The organism is Comamonas sp. C24C, from assembly GCF_053345995.1.
Map to the genome: position 1 here is coordinate 265622 of NZ_JBKFBC010000001.1, position 18663 is coordinate 284284.

Annotated in this window: 16 protein-coding genes; 7 read left to right on the forward strand and 9 right to left on the reverse strand. The window is 63.6% G+C overall.

Annotation, left to right across the window (positions count from 1 at the left end; translation table 11 throughout):
• Positions 1-9 precede the first annotated feature (9 nt).
• The 8 genes from ACLBXN_RS01135 to ACLBXN_RS01170 all read right to left on the reverse strand — a co-directional run bounded on the left by ACLBXN_RS01135 (position 10) and on the right by ACLBXN_RS01170 (position 7034).
• Complete coding sequence (locus ACLBXN_RS01135) at positions 10-747, reverse strand: SDR family oxidoreductase (protein WP_447610866.1); 738 nt, start codon at positions 745-747, stop codon at positions 10-12.
• Positions 748-798: 51 nt separating this feature from the next.
• Positions 799-1107 carry a YciI family protein gene (locus ACLBXN_RS01140; protein ID WP_447610867.1) on the reverse strand — a complete coding sequence of 103 codons (309 nt, stop codon included), beginning with the start codon at positions 1105-1107 and terminating at the stop codon, positions 799-801.
• Between the two features lie 19 nt (positions 1108-1126).
• Positions 1127-2188 (reverse strand): cyclase family protein, encoded by a 1062-nt coding sequence (locus tag ACLBXN_RS01145; protein WP_447610868.1) that lies wholly within the window; start codon positions 2186-2188, stop codon positions 1127-1129.
• A 68-nt stretch (positions 2189-2256) separates the two neighbouring features.
• Complete coding sequence (gene pcaD, locus ACLBXN_RS01150; protein ID WP_447610869.1) at positions 2257-3054, reverse strand: 3-oxoadipate enol-lactonase; 798 nt, start codon at positions 3052-3054, stop codon at positions 2257-2259.
• Between the two features lie 175 nt (positions 3055-3229).
• Entirely contained in the window at positions 3230-4225 is a 996-nt protein-coding gene (locus ACLBXN_RS01155) for a Bug family tripartite tricarboxylate transporter substrate binding protein (protein WP_447610870.1), read from the reverse strand.
• 166 nt (positions 4226-4391) lie between these two features.
• Entirely contained in the window at positions 4392-5603 is a 1212-nt protein-coding gene (pcaF, locus tag ACLBXN_RS01160) for a 3-oxoadipyl-CoA thiolase (protein ID WP_447610871.1), read from the reverse strand.
• A 56-nt stretch (positions 5604-5659) separates the two neighbouring features.
• The gene (locus ACLBXN_RS01165; RefSeq protein ID WP_003058693.1) at positions 5660-6301 is read right to left on the reverse strand and encodes a 3-oxoacid CoA-transferase subunit B; all 642 of its coding nucleotides are present in this window, start codon (positions 6299-6301) and stop codon (positions 5660-5662) included.
• 31 nt (positions 6302-6332) lie between these two features.
• Positions 6333-7034: a 3-oxoacid CoA-transferase subunit A gene (locus ACLBXN_RS01170; protein ID WP_003058692.1), complete on the reverse strand. Its 702-nt coding sequence runs from the start codon at positions 7032-7034 to the stop codon at positions 6333-6335.
• 103 nt (positions 7035-7137) lie between these two features.
• Here ACLBXN_RS01170 and ACLBXN_RS01175 point away from each other — a divergent pair, with 103 nt between their 5' ends.
• The 4 genes from ACLBXN_RS01175 (at position 7138) to ACLBXN_RS01190 (ending at position 15228) form a co-directional block, all read left to right on the forward strand.
• Positions 7138-7974 (forward strand): IclR family transcriptional regulator, encoded by an 837-nt coding sequence (locus ACLBXN_RS01175; RefSeq protein ID WP_043003545.1) that lies wholly within the window; start codon positions 7138-7140, stop codon positions 7972-7974.
• Between the two features lie 78 nt (positions 7975-8052).
• Positions 8053-8760, forward strand: coding sequence for a transposase (locus tag ACLBXN_RS01180; RefSeq protein ID WP_211457759.1), 708 nt, complete (start codon positions 8053-8055; stop codon positions 8758-8760).
• A 182-nt stretch (positions 8761-8942) separates the two neighbouring features.
• The gene (locus tag ACLBXN_RS01185; protein WP_211457758.1) at positions 8943-13679 is read left to right on the forward strand and encodes a glutamate synthase-related protein; all 4737 of its coding nucleotides are present in this window, start codon (positions 8943-8945) and stop codon (positions 13677-13679) included.
• 73 nt (positions 13680-13752) lie between these two features.
• Positions 13753-15228, forward strand: coding sequence for a glutamate synthase subunit beta (locus ACLBXN_RS01190; RefSeq protein ID WP_407715121.1), 1476 nt, complete (start codon positions 13753-13755; stop codon positions 15226-15228).
• Positions 15229-15372: 144 nt separating this feature from the next.
• On the opposite strand, the gene ACLBXN_RS01195 is transcribed toward ACLBXN_RS01190, so the two are convergent.
• On the reverse strand, positions 15373-15822 hold the full coding sequence (locus ACLBXN_RS01195; protein WP_447610872.1) for a DUF3293 domain-containing protein: 450 nt from the start codon (positions 15820-15822) through the stop codon (positions 15373-15375).
• Between the two features lie 267 nt (positions 15823-16089).
• Here ACLBXN_RS01195 and ACLBXN_RS01200 point away from each other — a divergent pair, with 267 nt between their 5' ends.
• The 3 genes from ACLBXN_RS01200 (at position 16090) to ACLBXN_RS01210 (ending at position 18453) form a co-directional block, all read left to right on the forward strand.
• Positions 16090-16899, forward strand: coding sequence for an amino acid ABC transporter substrate-binding protein (locus ACLBXN_RS01200; RefSeq protein ID WP_003058680.1), 810 nt, complete (start codon positions 16090-16092; stop codon positions 16897-16899).
• Positions 16900-17042: 143 nt separating this feature from the next.
• Positions 17043-17696, forward strand: coding sequence for an amino acid ABC transporter permease (locus tag ACLBXN_RS01205; protein ID WP_003058677.1), 654 nt, complete (start codon positions 17043-17045; stop codon positions 17694-17696).
• Positions 17677-18453: an amino acid ABC transporter ATP-binding protein gene (locus ACLBXN_RS01210; RefSeq protein WP_283245778.1), complete on the forward strand. Its 777-nt coding sequence runs from the start codon at positions 17677-17679 to the stop codon at positions 18451-18453. The genes ACLBXN_RS01205 and ACLBXN_RS01210 overlap by 20 nt, the downstream gene beginning before the upstream one ends.
• The last annotated feature ends 210 nt before the right edge of the window (positions 18454-18663 follow it).

Consider the following 18663-nt stretch of genomic DNA (forward strand, 5'->3'; position numbering starts at 1 on the left):
AGGGCCTGATCAGACCGAGGCTACGCCGACGGTCATGCCGCCGCAGACGTAGAGCACCTGTCCGGTCACAAAGCCGCTGCGCTCGTCGAGCATGTAGGACACGGCATGGGCCACGTCATCAGGCGTGCCCACGCGCTTGACGGGTACGGACTGGATGATCTTCTGCGTGCGCGGTGCATCGGGCGGGTTGGCCTTGTCGAACAGCTCCGTGCGGATGGGGCCGGGGCCGATGGCGTTGGCCGTGATGCCCCACTGTCCCAGCTCCAGAGCCCAGACGCGAGTCATGCCGATCAGGCCGGCCTTGGTGGCAGCGTAGGCGGTGCGCAGGTCCTTGCCCAGCGCGGCGCGCGAGGACATGTTGACGATGCGCCCGAAGCCCGCCTCCTTCATGCCGGGCAGCAGGGCTTGCATGCACTGGAAGGCGCAGCGCAGGTTCAGCGAGACGGCTAGGTCGAACTCGGCCAGGGTCTGGGACGCGGCGTCATTGGGCACGACCACGCCGACGTTGTTGACCAGGCGCGTGATGGGGCCGCCTTCCAGGGCCAGACGCAACGCGCGGGCCGTGTCCTCGGCATTGCTGAGGTCGGCCTGGATGCCGCCGGGAACGTGATCGACCACGCGGTCGATGATGATGGGCTCGTAGCCGTCGGCACGGCAGCGCTCGGCGGCGGCAGCGCCGATGCCGGCACCGCCGCCGGTGATCAGCACGCGGGGACGGACGGGAAGGGAAGCGTTCTGGGAAGACATGGCAATACTTTCGGACGGAATGCGGGAAAGGGCTGGGCTGCCGGACGGGGGCTAGGCCGCCGCAGGCAGGTGGCTGGCGCCGGCCACATAGGCTTTGCGCCAGCGGGTGATGGACACGCGCTCGAACAGGCCGGCGGTGAAGAAGGGGTCGGACTCTATGAAGGACTGGGCTGCTTCGCGCGTGTCCAGTTCCAGCACGTACAGGCCGCCGCCGAGGTCACTGCCGTCGTCGGCCAGCTTGGCGCCGCAGGCCAGCAGCAGGTGCTTGTGGGTGTCCAGGAAGCCCAGGTGCGCGGGGCGATGGGCCTGGCGCACGGCCTGGTGACCGGGCTTGTCGAAGGTTTCGATGATGAAGGGCATAAAGGCTCCGGTGTTGGGCTCAGACCGTGGCGACAGGCGTGACCGGCGAGGCGATGGCGCCCGGCAGGTTCAGTGGCGGTGCCGTGAGCAGGAAGCGGTGGCGGCCGTGCTCGCGCAGCCAGTGCGCCAGCGGCGTCAGGTGCCACAACTCGCCCAGGTGCACGCCCAGCTTGAACAGGCAATGCTCGTGCAGGGGCAGGGCCGCGCAGCAGGCAGCGCCGGGGCGCGCGGGGAAGGCCTCGACTGCGTAGTTGTCGGTGGCGATGGCGGCTATCTGGCTGTCGGTGATCCACTGCAGCAGGCGCGCATCGCGCCCGTCAAGCACGGCGCAGGCGTGTTCCAGCACCTCGGGGTCGGGGGTTTTGTGCATGTCCAGCACGCGCTGGGCAAAACCGGTGTGCAGGCACAGCATGTCGCCGGGCTCGATCTGCACACCGTCGGCGGCGATGACCTGCATCAGCTGCTCGTAGCCGACCACGGTGCGTGCGTCGCCGAAATGGGCACGCAGGTCCACCATCACCCCGCGGCCCTGCACGCCGTTGCGGGCCATGCCTTCGATGCCCAGGGCCTTGGCGCAGCTGGTGCTGGCGCTGTCGTCCAGGCGCGCGGGAATGCCGGTGCCGCTCAGCTCGGCCGGGCCCACGATGTCGATACCTGCGGCAAAGCCGTTGTAGTACAGGGGCTCAGGCAGGCCGTCGCCGTTGGCATCGAACAGGGCGCCCACGTGGGCCAGACCGTCCCACTGCGTGGAGTACTGCAGCGACAGGATGACCATGTCGTCCGAGAGCACGTCGGTGCGGCCCGGCTCCAGTTCCTGCAGCAGGCAGTTGAAATTGACGCGACCCTTGCGCTGCAGCGGACGCAGCACCGGGGGCTTGCGGTTGGGATTGAGGGCGCTGCCGCCCGGGTAGTCCAGGGGCAGGCTCAGCGCAAAGCGTTGGCCGGTCTGCACTTCGGCCACGCCTTGGCGGACTTTCTCGGGGGTCAGCAGGTTCAGGCGGCCAAGCTGGTCGTCTTCACCGAAATCGCCCCAGGTCGAGCCTTCGGGGCGGTGTCTCCAGCGGCGGGAGGGAGTGGGCATGGCGGTCTCCGTATCACAGGCCGTGGCGGCCGCTGCCGGATGCGGGCAGCCGGTCGTCGCGGCGTCGGTCAGTGCTGGCGTGCAAAGCCGGCAAGGGCTTGTTCGAAGGCCTCGGGCGCCTCCAGGTTGGACAGGTGCGAGGCCTGCAGCTCGACCAGCTGCGAGCCCGCAATGGCGGCCTGCATGGCCTGCGCATCGGCCACCGTGGTCACGGGGTCGTGAGCGCCGGCCAGCAGCAGCGTGGGCGTGGCGATGGCGGCAATCGCAGCGCGCAGGTCTTCGCGGGCCAGTGCTTCGCAGCAGCTGGCATAGCCTTCGGGCGCGATGCTGGCGATCCAGCTCTGGGCGCGTTGCACCACGGCGGGCTGGGCAGCCGCAAAACCGGGCGTGAACCAGCGGCCGGGCGACGATTCGGCCAGGGCCTGCATGCCGGCTGCGCCGCTGGCGCGCACCTGGGCGGCTCGCTCCAGCCAGGCAGACTCCACGCCGATCCTGGCGGCGCTGTTGGCCACGGTGAGGCTGCGCAGGCGCTGGCCGGCATTGACGCCCAGCCACAGGCCGGTCAGGCCGCCCATGGAGATGCCGCAGAAATGCGCCTGCTGCACCTGCAGCGCGTCGAGGATGGCCAGCACATCGCGGCCCAACTGGTCAAAGCTGTAGGGGCCGTCATTGCAGACGCTGGCACCATGGCCGCGCGTGTCGTAGCGCAGCACGCGAAATTCGCTGCGCAGGGCCGCTGCCTGTGCATCCCACATCTCCAGCGTGGTGCCCAGGGAGTTGGACAGCACGAGCACGGGGGCGTCGTCAGGGCCTTGCAGATCAATGCGGAAATCGCCAGTGGCGGTGGAGAGCAGGGAGGTGGTCATACAGACTCGCAGACGATGAGTGAAGTAGAGCGCGCAGCAGCGCATGAAACTGGCGTGGATCAAGCCAGGGACAGCGAGCAAGGGCCGCCCCGCAGCGCGGGCTGTGTTCCCCTCCCGAAGGAGAGGGCGCCGTGCCACGGAGGAAGCCGCGCAGCGGCTCAGTGGGTGTTTGATCTCAAACGCTGGCGCCGGAGTCCTTGACGACCTTGCCCCACTTCTTGGTTTCGGCGTCGATGAACTTGGCAAAGCCATCCTGGGTGTCGATCACGACTTCGCCGCCCTGGTCGTTGATCTTCTTGATCACGGCGGGGTCCTTGAGCACCTTGGCAATGGCGGCATGCAGTTTTTGCTGGATGTCGGTCGGTGTCTTGGCAGGCACGAAGAGACCGAACCAGGAGGTTGCCTCGTAGCCGGGCACGCCGGCTTCAGCCACCGTGGGCACATCGGGCAGCTCGGGCGAGCGCTTGGCCGTGGTCACGGCGATGGGGCGCAGCTTGCCCGAGCGCACATGCTGGATGGCCGATGGCATGTTGTCGAACATGATGGCGATCTGGTTGCCCAGCAGATCGGTGATGGCCGGCGCGCTGCCCTTGTAGGGCACATGCACCATGTCCAGACGGGTCATGGACTTGAACAGCTCGCCCGACAGATGGATGGAGCTGCCCGAGCCCGAGGAGCCGAAGTTCAGCTTGCCGGGATTGGCCTTGGCATAGGCCATCATTTCCTTGACCGTCTTGAAGGGCTGGCTGGGGTGGGCGACCAGCAGATTGGGCACATTGGCAACCCGGGTCAGAGGGGCGAAGTCCTTGACCGGGTCGAAGGGCATCTTCTTGTACAGGGCTTCGTTGATGGCGTGCGTGCCCACCGTGCCCATGAACAGGGTGTAGCCGTCGCCGGCTGCGCGTGCAGCGGCCTGACCGCCGATATTGCCGCCTGCGCCGGGACGGTTGTCGATGATGATGCTCTGGCCCAGTTCGGTGCTCAGGGCCTGGCCCACCACGCGCGCCAGGATGTCGGTCGTGCCGCCGGCCGAGAAGGGCACGATCATGGTGATGGGCTTGCTGGGATAGGGCGTCTGGGCCATGGCGGGAGCAGTGCCCAGAGCGAACAGGGCGGTTGCTGCCAGGGTCTGCAGGCTGCGGCGGCGCGATAGGGAAAGGGAATAGGACATCTAGGTCTCCGGAAAAAGGCAAGACACCGCCGGCCAGTGGCCGGGGCGCGGGCTGCCGCGGTGGCGCAGCTCCGAAAAGAGCTGCACTCCGGCGGTCGTTGTTTTGGTGTGAGAGGCAAGGGTGCGGCAGCAGGCCGGGCTTGGCCGGTCCCTGCCGCATTCGGGATCAGACGCGTTCGAGCACCACGGCAATGCCCTGACCCACGCCGATGCACATGGTGCACAGCGCGTAGCGGCCGCCCAGGGTATGGAGCTGGTTCACGGCCGTGGTGGCCAGGCGGGCACCCGATGCGCCCAGGGGGTGACCCAGGGCGATGGCGCCGCCCCACTGGTTGACGCGGCGGTCGTCATCGGCAATGCCAAGGTCGCGCAGCACGGCCAGGCCTTGTGCGGCAAAGGCTTCGTTGAGCTCGATGACATCCATCTGGTCAAGAGTCAGGCCGGTCTGGGCCAGCACTTTGCGCACTGCGGGAGCGGGGCCGAAGCCCATGATGCGCGGCGCGACGCCGGCCACGGCCATGCCGACCACACGGGCGCGCGGCACCAGGCCATACTGACTGGCTGCTTCCTCGTTGGCCAGCAGCAGGGCGCAGGCGCCGTCGTTGATGCCGCTGGCGTTGCCGGCCGTGACCGTGCCATCGGGGCGTACCACGCCCTTGAGCTTGGCCAGTGCCTCGATGGTGGTGGCGCGGGGGTGCTCGTCCTGGCTCACGACAATGGGGTCGCCCTTCTTCTGGGCGATGGAGACGGGCACGATCTCGCGTGCCAGATGCCCGGCAGCAATGGCGGCCGCCGCCTTTTCCTGGCTGGCCAGGGCCATGCGGTCCTGGGCTTCGCGCTCGATCCTGAAGTCGTCGGCCACGTTTTCGGCAGTCTCGGGCATGGAGTCCACGCCGAACTGGGCTTTCATCAGCTTGTTGACGAAGCGCCAGCCGATGGTGGTGTCGTAGACGGCATTGTTGCGGCTGAAGGCGGATTCGGCCTTGGGCATGACGAAGGGCGCGCGGCTCATGCTTTCCACGCCGCCGGCAATCATCAGGCGGGCTTCACCGGACTTGATGGCACGCGCGGCCGTGCCGACAGCGTCCAGGCCCGAGCCGCACAGGCGGTTGATGGTGGCGCCGGGCACATCGATGGGCAGGCCGGCCAGCAGCGCCGACATGCGGGCCACGTTGCGGTTGTCCTCGCCGGCCTGATTGGCACAGCCATAGAGCACATCGGCCACGGCGGTCCAGTCCACATTGGGGTTGCGCTGCATCAGCGCCTTGATGGGCAGGGCGCCCAGATCATCGGTGCGCACGCTGGACAGCGCGCCGCCGTAGCGACCGAAGGGGGTGCGGATGGCGTCGCAGATAAAGGCTTGGTTCTGGTTGCTCATGGCATGTCTCCGTTATGAAAATTGAGCTTCTGGTGCAGACGGGATTGGCCTGAAATTCAGGCCGCGATGGGCAGGCCCACGATGCGTTCGAGTTCGGCGTGCTCCAGGCCTTCGACCTTGTCGATCAGGCGCAGCCCTTCGGGTGTACATGCCAGGGTGCACAGATCGGTATAGATGCGCTTGACGCAGCCCAGGCCGGTCAGCGGGTAGCTGCACTGGGCCACGACCTTGCTCTCGCCCTTTTTGGTGAGCAGATCCATCATCACCCAGGTCTGCTTGGCGCCAATGGCCAGATCCATGGCTCCGCCCACGGCAGGAATGGCGCCGGGCTCGCCGGTGCTCCAGTTGGCCAGGTCGCCCGTGGCTGAAACCTGGAAGGCTCCGAGCACGCAGATGTCCAGATGGCCGCCGCGCATCATGGCGAAGCTGTCGGCGTGGTGGAAATAGCTGCCGCCGGGCAGCAGGGTCACGGGCTGCTTGCCGGCATTGGTCAGGTCGTAGTCTTCGGAGCCGGCCGCCGGTGCCGGGCCCATGCCCAGAATGCCGTTCTCGCTTTGCAGAACAATTTCGCGTCCTGCAGGGATGTGGTTGGCCACCAGGGTGGGCTGGCCTATGCCCAGATTCACATAGGCACCGTCATGAATGTCCTGGGCCACCCGCAGTGCCAGTTCGTCCTTGCTTCGTTTTTGATAGCTCACGCTTGTATCTCCTTGCTGGACCTTGGCTGGCTCAGGCCGCCTTCTTGAAGCCGCCGGCCTGGGTGGCCACGCGCTCGATCTTCACCACCTGGCTCACATAGATGCCCGGGGTGACCACGGATTCGGGGTCAAGCTGGCCGAGTTCCACGATGTCATGCACGGTGGCCACGGTGAACTTGGCGGCAGAGGCCATCACGGGGCCGAAGTTGCGTGCCGACATGCGGTAGGTCAGATTGCCCCAGCGGTCGCCTTTTTCCGCCTTGATCAGGGCCACATCGCCATGGATCGGGTACTCCAGCACATAGTGCTTGCCGTTGATCTCGCGCGTTTCCTTGCCTTTTGCGAGCTCGGTGCCATAGGCCGTGGGGCAGAAGAAGGCACCTATGCCTGCGGCGGCGGCGCGCATGCGCTCTGCCAGATTGCCCTGGGCCACAAGTTCGAGCTCGATCTTGCCGCTGCGGTACAGCTCGTCGAAGACCCAGCTGTCCACCTGGCGCGGGAAGCTGCAGATGATCTTGCGTACCTGGCCGGTCTTGAGCAGGGCGGCCAGGCCGGTGTCGCCATTGCCGGCGTTGTTGTTGACCACGGTGAGCTCGCGTGCACCCTGGGCGATCAGGCCGTCGATCAGCTCGCCGGGGATGCCCGAGGTGCCGAAGCCGCCGATGAGCACGGTGGAGCCGTCTTGAATGCCGGACAGGGCCTGAGCGACCGAGTCGGCGATCTTGTTGATCATGGGTGTCTCCAATTTTCTCTACAAAGACTTGCGCTATTGGCGCTAAAATGTTCGCATATAGAACATTTGTTCGCTAAAAGAATTGTAGGAAAGGATGAAGAAAATGGAGACTGTAAAAACCACATCAGGGAAAACCCCTGGGGAGGCCGATACGGCCCCGCTCAAGCCCGGTGACAGCTATGTGCAGTCCTTTGCCCGGGGGTTGGAAGTCATACGCTCGTTCAGTGCCAGGGCGCCGGAGCAGACGCTCAGCGAGGTGGCAGCGACCACGGGTCTGACACGTGCCGGTGCCAGGCGCATCCTGCTGACGCTGCAGACGCTGGGCTATGTGCGCAGCGACGGCAAGTACTACGCACTCACTCCGCGCATCCTGGATCTGGGCTTTGCCTATCTGAGCTCCACGCCGCTGTGGAATCTGGCCGAACCGGCCATGGAGGCGCTGGTGGACGAGGTCAAGGAGTCATGCTCGGCCGCTGTGCTCGAAGGTCTGGACGTGGTCTATGTGCTGCGCGTGCACACGCACAAGATCATGAGTACCAATCTGGGTGTGGGTTCGCGACTGCCTGCTTTCTGGACATCCATGGGGCGGGTGCTGCTGGCGGCGCTGCCCCCCGATGAACTGCGGGCGCTGATGGCCCGGCGCGAGCAGCGCGCCTTCACGCGCCACACACTGACCGGCGACGACGAGTTGTATGCCGAGATTGCCCGCGTGCGCGAGCAGGGCTGGGCCCTGCTCAACCAGGAGTTGGAGGAGGGCCTGATCTCGATTGCCGCTCCCATACGCAATGCGCGCGGCCAGACGGTGGCGGCGCTCAACATCAGTGGTCAGGCCAACCGCACCAGCGAGCAGATGATGCGCGAGCGGCTGCTGCCGCAACTGCTGGCCGCTACGCGCCACATCAGCCAGTTGCTGAGCGCTTCGGGCCGCATGCATCTGTGATGAGGAGGCGTCGGCCCTGGCGCGACGCTTCATAATGACCGAAACGCCTTCCCTGTCGCCCCTGTCCAAGTCCGCTCCATGGCCCGTCTTCCCCGTCTCACGCTGGCAAACATGCCGCACCACATCATCCAGCGTGGCAACAACAGCGGCGAGATCTTCGTGGACGCGCAGGATCGTCTGGTCATGCTGGATCTGATGCGCGAGATGGCGCGGCGCTTCGAGGTCGATGTGCATGCCTATGTGCTCATGCCCAATCACTTCCATCTGCTGCTGACGCCCAGGACGGAGCAGGGCGTGCCTCAGTTCATGCAGGCCGTGGGGCGCAGCTATGTGCGTTACTTCAACAATCGGCACGGGCGTACCGGCACCCTCTGGGAGGGGCGCTACCGCTGCACCGTGCTGCAGGCCGAGCAATGGTTGATGGCCACCATGGTCTCCATGGATCTCAACCCCGTGCGCGACGGGCTGGTGCAGCGCGCGGTGGACTGGCCCTGGTCCAGCTATGCGCACAACGCAGGCCTGCAAAGCGATGCGCTCATCAGCCCGCACGCGCTTTTCTGGGCTCTGGGCAACACGCCCTTTGCCAGAGATGCTGCTTATGTCAGGGCCGTGGAGGCCGGTCTGGATGCCGATACCCAGGCACAGATCAGCCATGCCGCACTGCGTGGCTGGGCCCTGGGCGAGCCTGATTTCATTGAAAATTTGCAACAAAAAACCGAGAGGCGCGTGAAGCGGCAGAAGGCCGGCAGGCCTTCTGCACGCACAGCTTCGGTGCACGAGGAGTAGGGAGTTTTTCCAACTCCTTGTTTTTATTGGATTGCTTCTCTCTGTTTTTATATGTCCCCAATTAAATGCAAATAAAAAAAGTTGGGAATTAATTGGAATCTGACCCCAATTAATACTTATTGCATAACTTCATGTCATGTCGTAATCTTGCGTTCCCCGCGATTGATATAAGAGGATTCCCCATGACGACTGCTGCCGAGATCAAGTATCTCCAGGACCACGGTCTGTACTCCAAGAGCAACGAACACGATGCCTGCGGTCTGGGCTTTGTGGCCCATATCAAGGGTCAGAAGCGCCATGACATCGTGCTGGGGGCATTGAAGATCCTCGAGAACATCGACCATCGCGGTGCCGTGGGTGCTGACCCTCTGATGGGTGACGGCGCCGGTATCCTGATCCAGATTCCCGATCAGCTCTACCGCGAAGAAATGGCCAAGCAGGGCGTGGCTCTGCCTCCTGCTGGCGAATATGGCGTGGGCATGATCTTCCTGCCCAAGGAACATGCTTCGCGCCTGGCTTGCGAGCAGGAGATGGAGCGCGCCATCAAGGCCGAAGGCCAGGTGCTGCTGGGCTGGCGCGATGTGCCGGTGAACCGCGACATGCCCATGTCGCCCACCGTGCAGGAAAAGGAACCCATCCTGCGCCAGGTTTTCATCGGCCGTGGTGCCGATGTCATCGTGCAGGACGCGCTGGAACGCAAGCTGTACGTGATCCGCAAGACGGCCTCGGCCGCCATCCAGAACCTGGGCCTCAAGCACAGCAAGGAATACTACGTTCCCAGCATGAGCAGCCGCACCGTGGTCTACAAGGGCCTGCTGCTGGCCGATCAGGTGGGCGTTTACTACCGCGATCTGGCCGACGAGCGTTGCGTCTCGGCCATCGGTCTGGTGCACCAGCGTTTCTCCACCAACACCTTCCCCGAGTGGCCTCTGGCTCACCCCTACCGCTATGTGGCCCACAACGGTGAAATCAACACCGTGCGCGGCAACTACAACTGGATGCTGGCACGCGAAGGCGTGATGGCCTCTCCCGTGCTGGGCGAAGACCTGCAGAAGCTCTATCCCATCAGCTTTGCCGGCCAGTCCGACACTGCCACCTTCGACAACTGCCTGGAACTGCTGACCATGGCCGGCTACCCCATCAGCCAGGCCGTGATGATGATGATTCCCGAGCCCTGGGAGCAGCACGAAGCCATGGACGAGCGCCGCCGCGCCTTCTATGAATACCACGCTGCGATGATCGAGCCCTGGGACGGCCCCGCCTCCATCGTGTTCACTGATGGTCGCCAGATCGGCGCCACGCTGGACCGCAACGGTCTGCGCCCCTCGCGCTACTGCATCACCGACGACGATATGGTGATCCTGGCTTCCGAAGCCGGCGTGCTGCCCGTGCCCGATAGCAAGATCGTGCGCAAGTGGCGCCTGCAGCCCGGCAAGATGCTGCTGATCGACCTGGAGCAGGGTCGCATGATCGAAGACGAAGAGCTCAAGGCCAACGTCGTCAACACCAAGCCTTACAAGCAGTGGATCGAGAACCTGCGCATCAAGCTCGATGAGGTGGAAATCCCCGCCGACTTCAAGGCACCCGCAGCCAAGACCGAGCTGTCCCTGCTGGACCGCCAGCAAGCCTTCGGCTTCACGCAGGAAGACATCAAGTTCCTGCTGACTCCCATGGCCGAAAAGGGTGAGGAAGGCATTGGCTCCATGGGCAACGACAGCCCGCTGGCCGTGCTGTCCGACAAGAACAAGCCGCTGTACAACTACTTCCGTCAGATGTTCGCCCAGGTGACGAACCCCCCCATCGACCCGATCCGCGAAGCGATCGTGATGTCGCTGGTGTCGTTCGTGGGTCCCAAGCCCAACCTGCTGGACATCAACCAGGTCAACCCGCCCATGCGCCTGGAGCTGCAGCAGCCCGTGCTCGACTTCGAAGGCATGGCCAGACTGCGTGATATCGAGAAGCGCACCAACGGCAAGTTCAAGAGCTCGACGATCGACATCACCTACCCGCTGTCCTGGGGCAAGCAGGGCGTGGAAGCCAAGCTGGCCTCGCTGTGCGCCCACGCCGTGGACGAGATCAAGGGCGGTGCCAACATCCTGATCATCAGCGACCGCAACATGAGCGCCACGCAAGTGGCCATCCCTGCGCTGCTGGCGCTGTCCGCCATCCACCAGCATCTGGTGCGCGAAGGTCTGCGCACCACCGCCGGTCTGGTAGTGGAAACCGGCACGGCCCGCGAAGTGCATCACTTCGCCGTGCTGGCCGGCTACGGTGCGGAAGCCGTGCATCCCTATCTGGCGATGGAGACCCTGGTCGACATCTTCAGCCGCGAAGCTGCGCCCATCACTGCCGACAAGGCCATCTATCACTATGTGAAGGCCATCGGCAAGGGGCTGTCCAAGATCATGTCCAAGATGGGCGTGTCCACCTATATGTCCTACTGCGGCGCCCAGCTGTTCGAAGCCGTGGGCCTGAACAGCGAGACCGTGGACAAGTACTTCACGGGCACGGCCAGCCGTGTGGAAGGTATCGGTGTCTTCGAGATTGCCGAGGAAACCATCCGCAACCACGAAGCTGCCTTCAGCGACGACCCCGTGCTGGAAACCATGCTGGATGCCGGCGGCGAGTACGCCTGGCGTGCCCGTGGCGAGGAGCATATGTGGACGCCTGACGTGATCGCCAAGCTGCAGCACTCCACACGTGCCAACAACTTCAGCACCTACAAGGAATACGCCCAGCTGATCAACGACCAGACCAAGCGCCACATGACGCTGCGCGGCCTGTTCGAGTTCAAGTTCGACCCCGCCAAGGCGATTCCCGTGGACCAGGTCGAGTCGGCCAAGGAAATCGTGAAGCGCTTTGCCACGGGTGCCATGTCGCTGGGCTCCATCTCCACCGAAGCCCATGCCACGCTGGCCGTGGCCATGAACCGCATCGGCGGCAAGAGCAACACCGGCGAAGGCGGCGAAGATCCCAAGCGCTATCGCAACGAGCTCAAGGGCATCCCCATCAGCAAGGGCGAAACCCTGGCTTCCATCATCGGCAAGGACAAGGTCGAGTCCGATATCGAACTGCAGGCCGGCGACTCGCTGCGCTCCAAGATCAAGCAGGTCGCGTCCGGTCGTTTCGGCGTGACTGCCGAATATCTGGCCTCTTCGGACCAGATCCAGATCAAGATGGCTCAGGGCGCCAAGCCCGGTGAAGGCGGTCAGTTGCCCGGCGGCAAGGTCTCCGACTACATCGGTGCACTGCGTCACTCGGTGCCCGGTGTGGGCCTGATCTCGCCTCCTCCCCACCATGACATCTACTCGATCGAAGACCTGGCACAGCTGATCCACGATCTGAAGAACGTGGCTCCGCACGCCAGCATCAGCACCAAGCTGGTGTCCGAAGTCGGTGTGGGCACGATCGCTGCAGGCGTGACCAAGTGCAAGAGCGATCACTTGGTGATCGCAGGGCACGACGGCGGCACCGGTGCCTCGCCCTGGTCCTCCATCAAGCATGCTGGCGGTCCCTGGGAAATCGGCCTGGCCGAGACCCAGCAGACCCTGGTGCTGAACCGTCTGCGCGGCCGTGTGCGTGTGCAGGCCGACGGCCAGATGAAGACCGGTCGCGACGTGATCATCGGCGCTCTTCTGGGTGCCGACGAGTTCGGCTTTGCCACGGCTCCGCTGGTGGTGGAAGGCTGCATCATGATGCGCAAGTGCCACCTCAACACCTGCCCCGTGGGCGTGGCCACGCAAGACCCCGTGCTGCGTGCCAAGTTCACCGGCAAGCCTGAGCATGTGGTGAACTATTTCTTCTTCATCGCCGAAGAAGTGCGCCAGATCATGGCCCAGCTGGGTATCGCCAAGTTCGACGACCTGATCGGCCGCTCCGATCTGCTCGACACCCGCAAGGGCATCGAGCACTGGAAGGCTCAGGGTCTGGACTTCAGCCGTCTGTTCGCCCAGCCCGAAGTGCCTGCCGACGTGGCCCGCTACCACGTGGACAGCCAGGATCACCTGCTGGACAAGGCGCTGGACGTCAAGCTCATCGAGCGCTGCAAGCCCGCCATCGAAAACGGCGAGAAGGTGCGCATCATGGAAGTGGCGCGCAACGTCAACCGCTCCGTCGGTGCCATGCTCTCGGGTGTGGTGACCAAGCATCACGCCGAAGGCCTGCCAGACGACACCATCCGTATCCACTTCGAAGGTACGGGCGGCCAGTCCTTCGGTGCCTTCCTGTGCAACGGCATCACGCTGAACCTCAGCGGCGAAGCCAATGACTACACCGGCAAGGGTCTGTCCGGCGGCCGAGTGGTGGTGCATCCCAGCCATGAGTTCCGTGGCTCCACCACCACCAACACCATCGTGGGCAACACCGTGATGTTCGGCGCCACCAGCGGTGAAGCCTTCTTCAGCGGCGTGGCAGGCGAGCGCTTTGCCGTGCGTCTGTCCGGCGCCACGGCGGTGGTCGAAGGCGTGGGTGACCACGGCTGCGAATACATGACCGGCGGTACCGTGGTCGTGCTGGGCAAGACCGGTCGCAACTTCGCGGCCGGCATGAGCGGCGGCGTGGCCTATGTCTACGACGAGGACGGCAAGTTTGCCGAGCGTTGCAACACCGCTTCGGTGAAGCTGGAGAAGGTGCTGCCGCACGACGAGTTTGTCTCGCGTGTCGATCCCGGCATCTGGCACCGCGGCCAGAGCGACGATCAGCAACTGCGCAATATGGTGGAGGCTCACAGCCGCTGGACGGGTTCCAAGCGTGCCCGTGATCTGCTGGACAACTGGGCCGCAGCGCGTGCCAAGTTTGTCAAGGTGTTCCCGACCGAGTACCAGCGTGCACTCGGCGAGATCTTTGAACGCAAACAGAAGGAAAAGCAAGCTGCGAAAGCGCCAGCAGCTCCTCAAAAAGAAGCAGTAGCCGCCAAGTAAACACGGCTCGAAGCGGTGGCGGCCAGGCGGCCACCGCACTGCAAGCGAACACAGATTTCAAGGATTAAAGATCATGGGAAAGACCACCGGCTTCATGGAATACGAGCGCATCGAAGAGGGCTATGCCCCCGTTGCGGAACGTCTCAAGCACTACAAGGAATTCGTCATCGGCCTGACGACCGATCAGGCCAAGGTGCAGGCTGCACGCTGCATGGACTGCGGCACGCCGTTCTGCAACAACGGCTGCCCGGTCAACAACATCATTCCGGACTTCAACGACCTCGTGTACCAGGGTGACTGGAAGAACGCCATCACCACGCTGCACAGCACCAACAACTTCCCCGAGTTCACGGGCCGCATCTGCCCCGCGCCCTGCGAAGCTGCCTGTGTGGCCAATATCAATGGCGACGCCATCGGCATCAAGTCCATCGAGCACTCCATCATCGACCGTGCCTGGAGCGAAGGCTGGGTCAAGCCCCTGCCTGCCAAGCATAAGACCGGCAAGAAGGTGGCCGTGGTCGGTGCCGGCCCTGCAGGCATGGCGGCGGCCCAGCAACTGGTGCGCGCCGGCCACGACGTGACCCTGTTCGAGAAGAACGACCGCGTGGGCGGCCTGCTGCGCTACGGCATTCCCGACTTCAAGCTGGACAAGGGTCTGATCGACCGCCGTGTCGAGCAGATGGTGGCCGAAGGCCTGAAGATCCGCACCGGCGTGCTGATCGCCGGCAAGGACGGTCTGGGCAAGGATTCCAAGGTCACCAACTGGGCCAAGGAAACCATCAGCCCCGAGCAGCTCAATGCCGAGTTCGATGCCGTGCTGCTGACCGGCGGCTCCGAGCAGTCGCGTGATCTGCCCGTGCCCGGCCGCGATCTGGAAGGCGTGCACTTCGCGATGGAGTTCCTGCCCCAGCAGAACAAGGTCAACGCGGGCGACAAGCTCAAGGGCCAGATCCGTGCCGACGGCAAGCATGTCATCGTCATCGGCGGTGGCGACACCGGCTCCGACTGCGTGGGCACCTCCAACCGCCATGGCGCCAAGAGCGTGACCCAGTTCGAGGTCATGCCCATGCCGCCCGAGCAGGAGAACAAGCCCCTGGTCTGGCCTTACTGGCCGATCAAGCTGCGTACCTCGTCCAGTCACGACGAAGGCGTGGTGCGTGAGTTCGCGATCTCGACCAAGGAATTCGGCGGCGAAAAGGGCAAGGTCAAGAGCCTGACCACCGTCCAGGTCGAGTTCAAGGACGGCAAGCTGAGCGAAGTGCCCGGCACGGAAAAGGTCTGGCCTGCCGATCTGGTGCTGCTGGCCATGGGCTTTGTGAACCCGGTTGCCACCGTGCTCGAAGCCTTTGGCGTCGACAAGGATGCACGCGGCAACGCCAAGGCCAGCACCGACTTCATCGGCGGCTATGCCACCAGCGTGCCCAAGGTGTTCGCCGCCGGCGACATCCGTCGCGGCCAGTCGCTGGTCGTGTGGGCGATTCGCGAAGGCCGCCAGGCGGCCCGTGCCGTGGACGAGTTCCTGATGGGCGCCAGCGAACTGCCTCGCTGATCATTCACAGCGGGTCATCACACAAAAGGCATTCCCCGGAATGCCTTTTGTTTTTGATAGCTACAAGCGCTTGCCTTTAATGGAATTCAGATAGATTTCTATAGGTTTTTGATTGCTGTAAAGCGCAATGCGCTATCAAAAAAGTCAGCGCAGCCACAGAAGCCGGGGGCGGGCGTCGGCATCGCTCCACAGCACGGCGTTCTGCTGCCAGTGCCGGCCCCATTGGAGGGCCGTGTCGGCATCCATGCCCCAGATCAGCACGCTGTCTTCCGCAGGCCAATGGCCGAGCGGGTCCTGGCCGCAGCCGTCCAGATACTGCCAGCCTTCACTGTCCAGCGCCAGGCGCAGGGCGCGCATGCGGCGGGCGTTCTCCGCCGGCTCCAGAATCTGTCCCCAGGGATTGCAGGCCGTGAGATAGCAGGCGGCCTGGATGGGCTGCCGTCCCAGTTGTTGCCCGAGCCAGTCGTTGTGTTCACCTGCGCGTAGCGTCTGTGCGACAGCGCCCCGGGCGGCATCGACCTGATAGAGCGCGCTGCGATAGGCCTGCTGCAGGGCGGCGGGGAGCTGGCTGGTGTCGGGTGACGGTGGTGGCATGGTGTGGAGTTTGGCAAGCTTGCACATGATGAGGACTTGCGCAGACAGGAATGCAACAACGGTCTGCCCTCTGAGGAAACCGTCATGCCTGAACCTGTTTTGCGTAAGTCGTGATGGTTTTGCGACCGGCGAGTGACGTTCTGTCCCGTCTGCGCGACAATAGCGGATTCGGCGCTGGCGGCAGCCCGGCTTCGGAGCGGCTGCGGTGGCCCCGGACGGGAGACAAAGCCTGCTGTCTCCGCTTTTTCCACTTCAAATTTTGACGCCATGAAAAAACGTACCCTGCTGGCCTCGGTGGCCCTGACTGCAATTTTGGCTGCCTGCGGCAAGAACGAGCCCGCAAGCAACACCGCTGCAGCTCCTGCGCCCGCTCCTGCTGCGGTTGCCGCCAAGCTGGTGGTGGGCCTGGACGACAACTTCCCGCCCATGGGTTTCCGTGACGAAAAGAACGAGCTGGTCGGTTTCGATATCGACATGGCCCGTGAAGTGGCCAAGCGCGCCAATATCGAAGTGCAATTCAAGCCCATCGACTGGAATGCCAAGGAAGCCGAGCTGCTGGGCAAGCGCGTGGACGCGCTGTGGAACGGCCTGACCATTCTGGAAGAGCGCAAGGAAAAGATCCTGTTCTCCGATCCCTACATGGTGAACAAGCAGATCATCATCGTGAAGGCCGGCTCGCCCATCAAGGGCAAGGCTGACATGGTCGGCAAGGTCGTGGGTGCCCAGGAAGGCTCCAGCGCCGTGACCGCTCTGACCAAGGACAAGGAACTGTCGGACAAGTTCAAGGAAACCAAGCTCTTCGGCGACAACATCGCTGCCATGATGGACCTGGAAGCTGGCCGTCTGGACGTGGTGGTGGTGGATGAGGTGGTGGGTCGCTACTACGTCAACAAGAAGCCCGACAACTACGTGGTGCTGGCCGAGGACTTCGGTACCGAAGACTACGGTGTGGGCTTCCGCAAGGACGACGAAGCCACTCGCAACAAGGTCAACGACGTGCTGACCGAAATGAAGAAGGACGGCAAGGCTGCTGAAATCGCCCAGAAGTGGTTCGGCGCCGACGTCATCAAGCACTAATCCCTTTTTGATGTACTGCACCGGCAATGCTTGGCATTGCCGGTTTTTTTTGCGACGACAATGCGTGCAAACACTTCCTCCTGCGCACGCCCGTGCCTGTGGCGGGCTTTCGATAGCTGCAGCGCCACACTGAAGGCCATTTGATGGACTATGTAATCTCGCTCCTGGGGCCCATGTCGGCTGGTGCCCTTGTCACACTCAAGCTGTTCTTCATCACGCTGGCGCTGTCCATTCCCATGGGCTTGGCGCTGGCGCTGATGCGCATCTCCAGCATCAAGCCGCTGAGCAGCGCCGTGGGCGCCTATATCTGGCTGATGCGCGGCACGCCGCTGATGCTTCAGCTGCTGTTCGTGTACTTCGCGCTGCCCTTTGTGCCCTACATCGGTGTGCGCCTGCCCGACTTTCCTGCCGCCGTGGTGGCGTTTGCGCTGAACTACGCGGCCTACTTCGCGGAGATCTTCCGCGCCGGCATCAAGTCTGTGGACCGTGGCCAGTACGAAGGTGCCAAGGTGCTGGGCATGACTTATGCACAGACCATGCGCCGCATCGTGCTGCCCCAGATGTGGGCCCGTATCCTGCCGCCCGTCAGCAACGAGACCATTACCCTGGTCAAGGACACTTCGCTGATCTATGTGCTGGCACTCAACGATCTGCTGCGCGTGGCGCGCGGCGTGGTGCAGCGCGACTTCAGCTTCACGCCCTTCATCGTGGCTGCGGCCTTCTATCTCATCATGACCCTGGTGCTGACCTGGGGCTTCCAATATCTTGAGAAAAAATATGCCAAGTACGACGCCTGACGTGATGATTTCCGCCCAGGGCATCCACAAGGCCTTTGGCAACAACGAAGTGCTGCGCGGCGTCTCCCTGGACTTGCTGCGCGGCGAGGTGGTGGCCGTGATCGGCCCGTCCGGCTCGGGCAAGAGCACCTTTTTGCGCTGCCTCAATCACCTGGAGACGATTGACCGAGGCACCATCAGCATCGAAGGTGCGGTGCTGGCGCGCTCCGAGGGTGAGGCCAGGGCGCAGTACGTGAGCGAGGCCGAGATCCGCAAGATCGGCCGCAAGATGGGCATGGTGTTCCAGTCCTTCAATCTGTTTCCCCACCTCACGGTGCTGGAAAACATCATTGAGGCGCCCGTCATCGTCAAGGGCATGAAGCGCGAAGACATCATCCCCAAGGCCGAGGCTCTGCTGGCCAAGGTGGGTCTGGCGGCCAAGCGCGATGCCTATCCCAACCATCTCTCCGGCGGTCAGAAGCAGCGCGTGGCAATTGCACGTGCGCTGGCCATGGAGCCGGACATTCTGCTGTTCGACGAGCCCACTTCGGCGCTGGACCCCGAGCTCACCGGCGAGGTGCTGCGCACCATGCGCGAGCTGGCCGAGGAGCACATGACCATGCTGGTCGTGACCCACGAGATGGGTTTTGCACGCGAGGTGGCCAACCGCGTCATCTTCATGGACGGCGGCTACATCGTCGAGCAAGGTCCGTCCGAGGCGTTTTTTGCGGCGCCCCAGCATGAGCGCACCAAGGCGTTTCTGCAGAATATGTTGTAAATAAGTCGCAGCTGTCGATGCGGTTTCATATCGCAAAAAAGGCAGTTTGCGCATACATCGCAAGCACTGGCAGCTCCTGAAACAGGAGTGAAGACTCCATGATCCAGGCCAAGGCTTGAAGAAACATTCACGAATGTATGTTTACTTGGGGCTAACCCGAGCTTTTTGCCGTGCTTGTCGGCACAATACCAGTTTGCTTTCTCTTGAGCG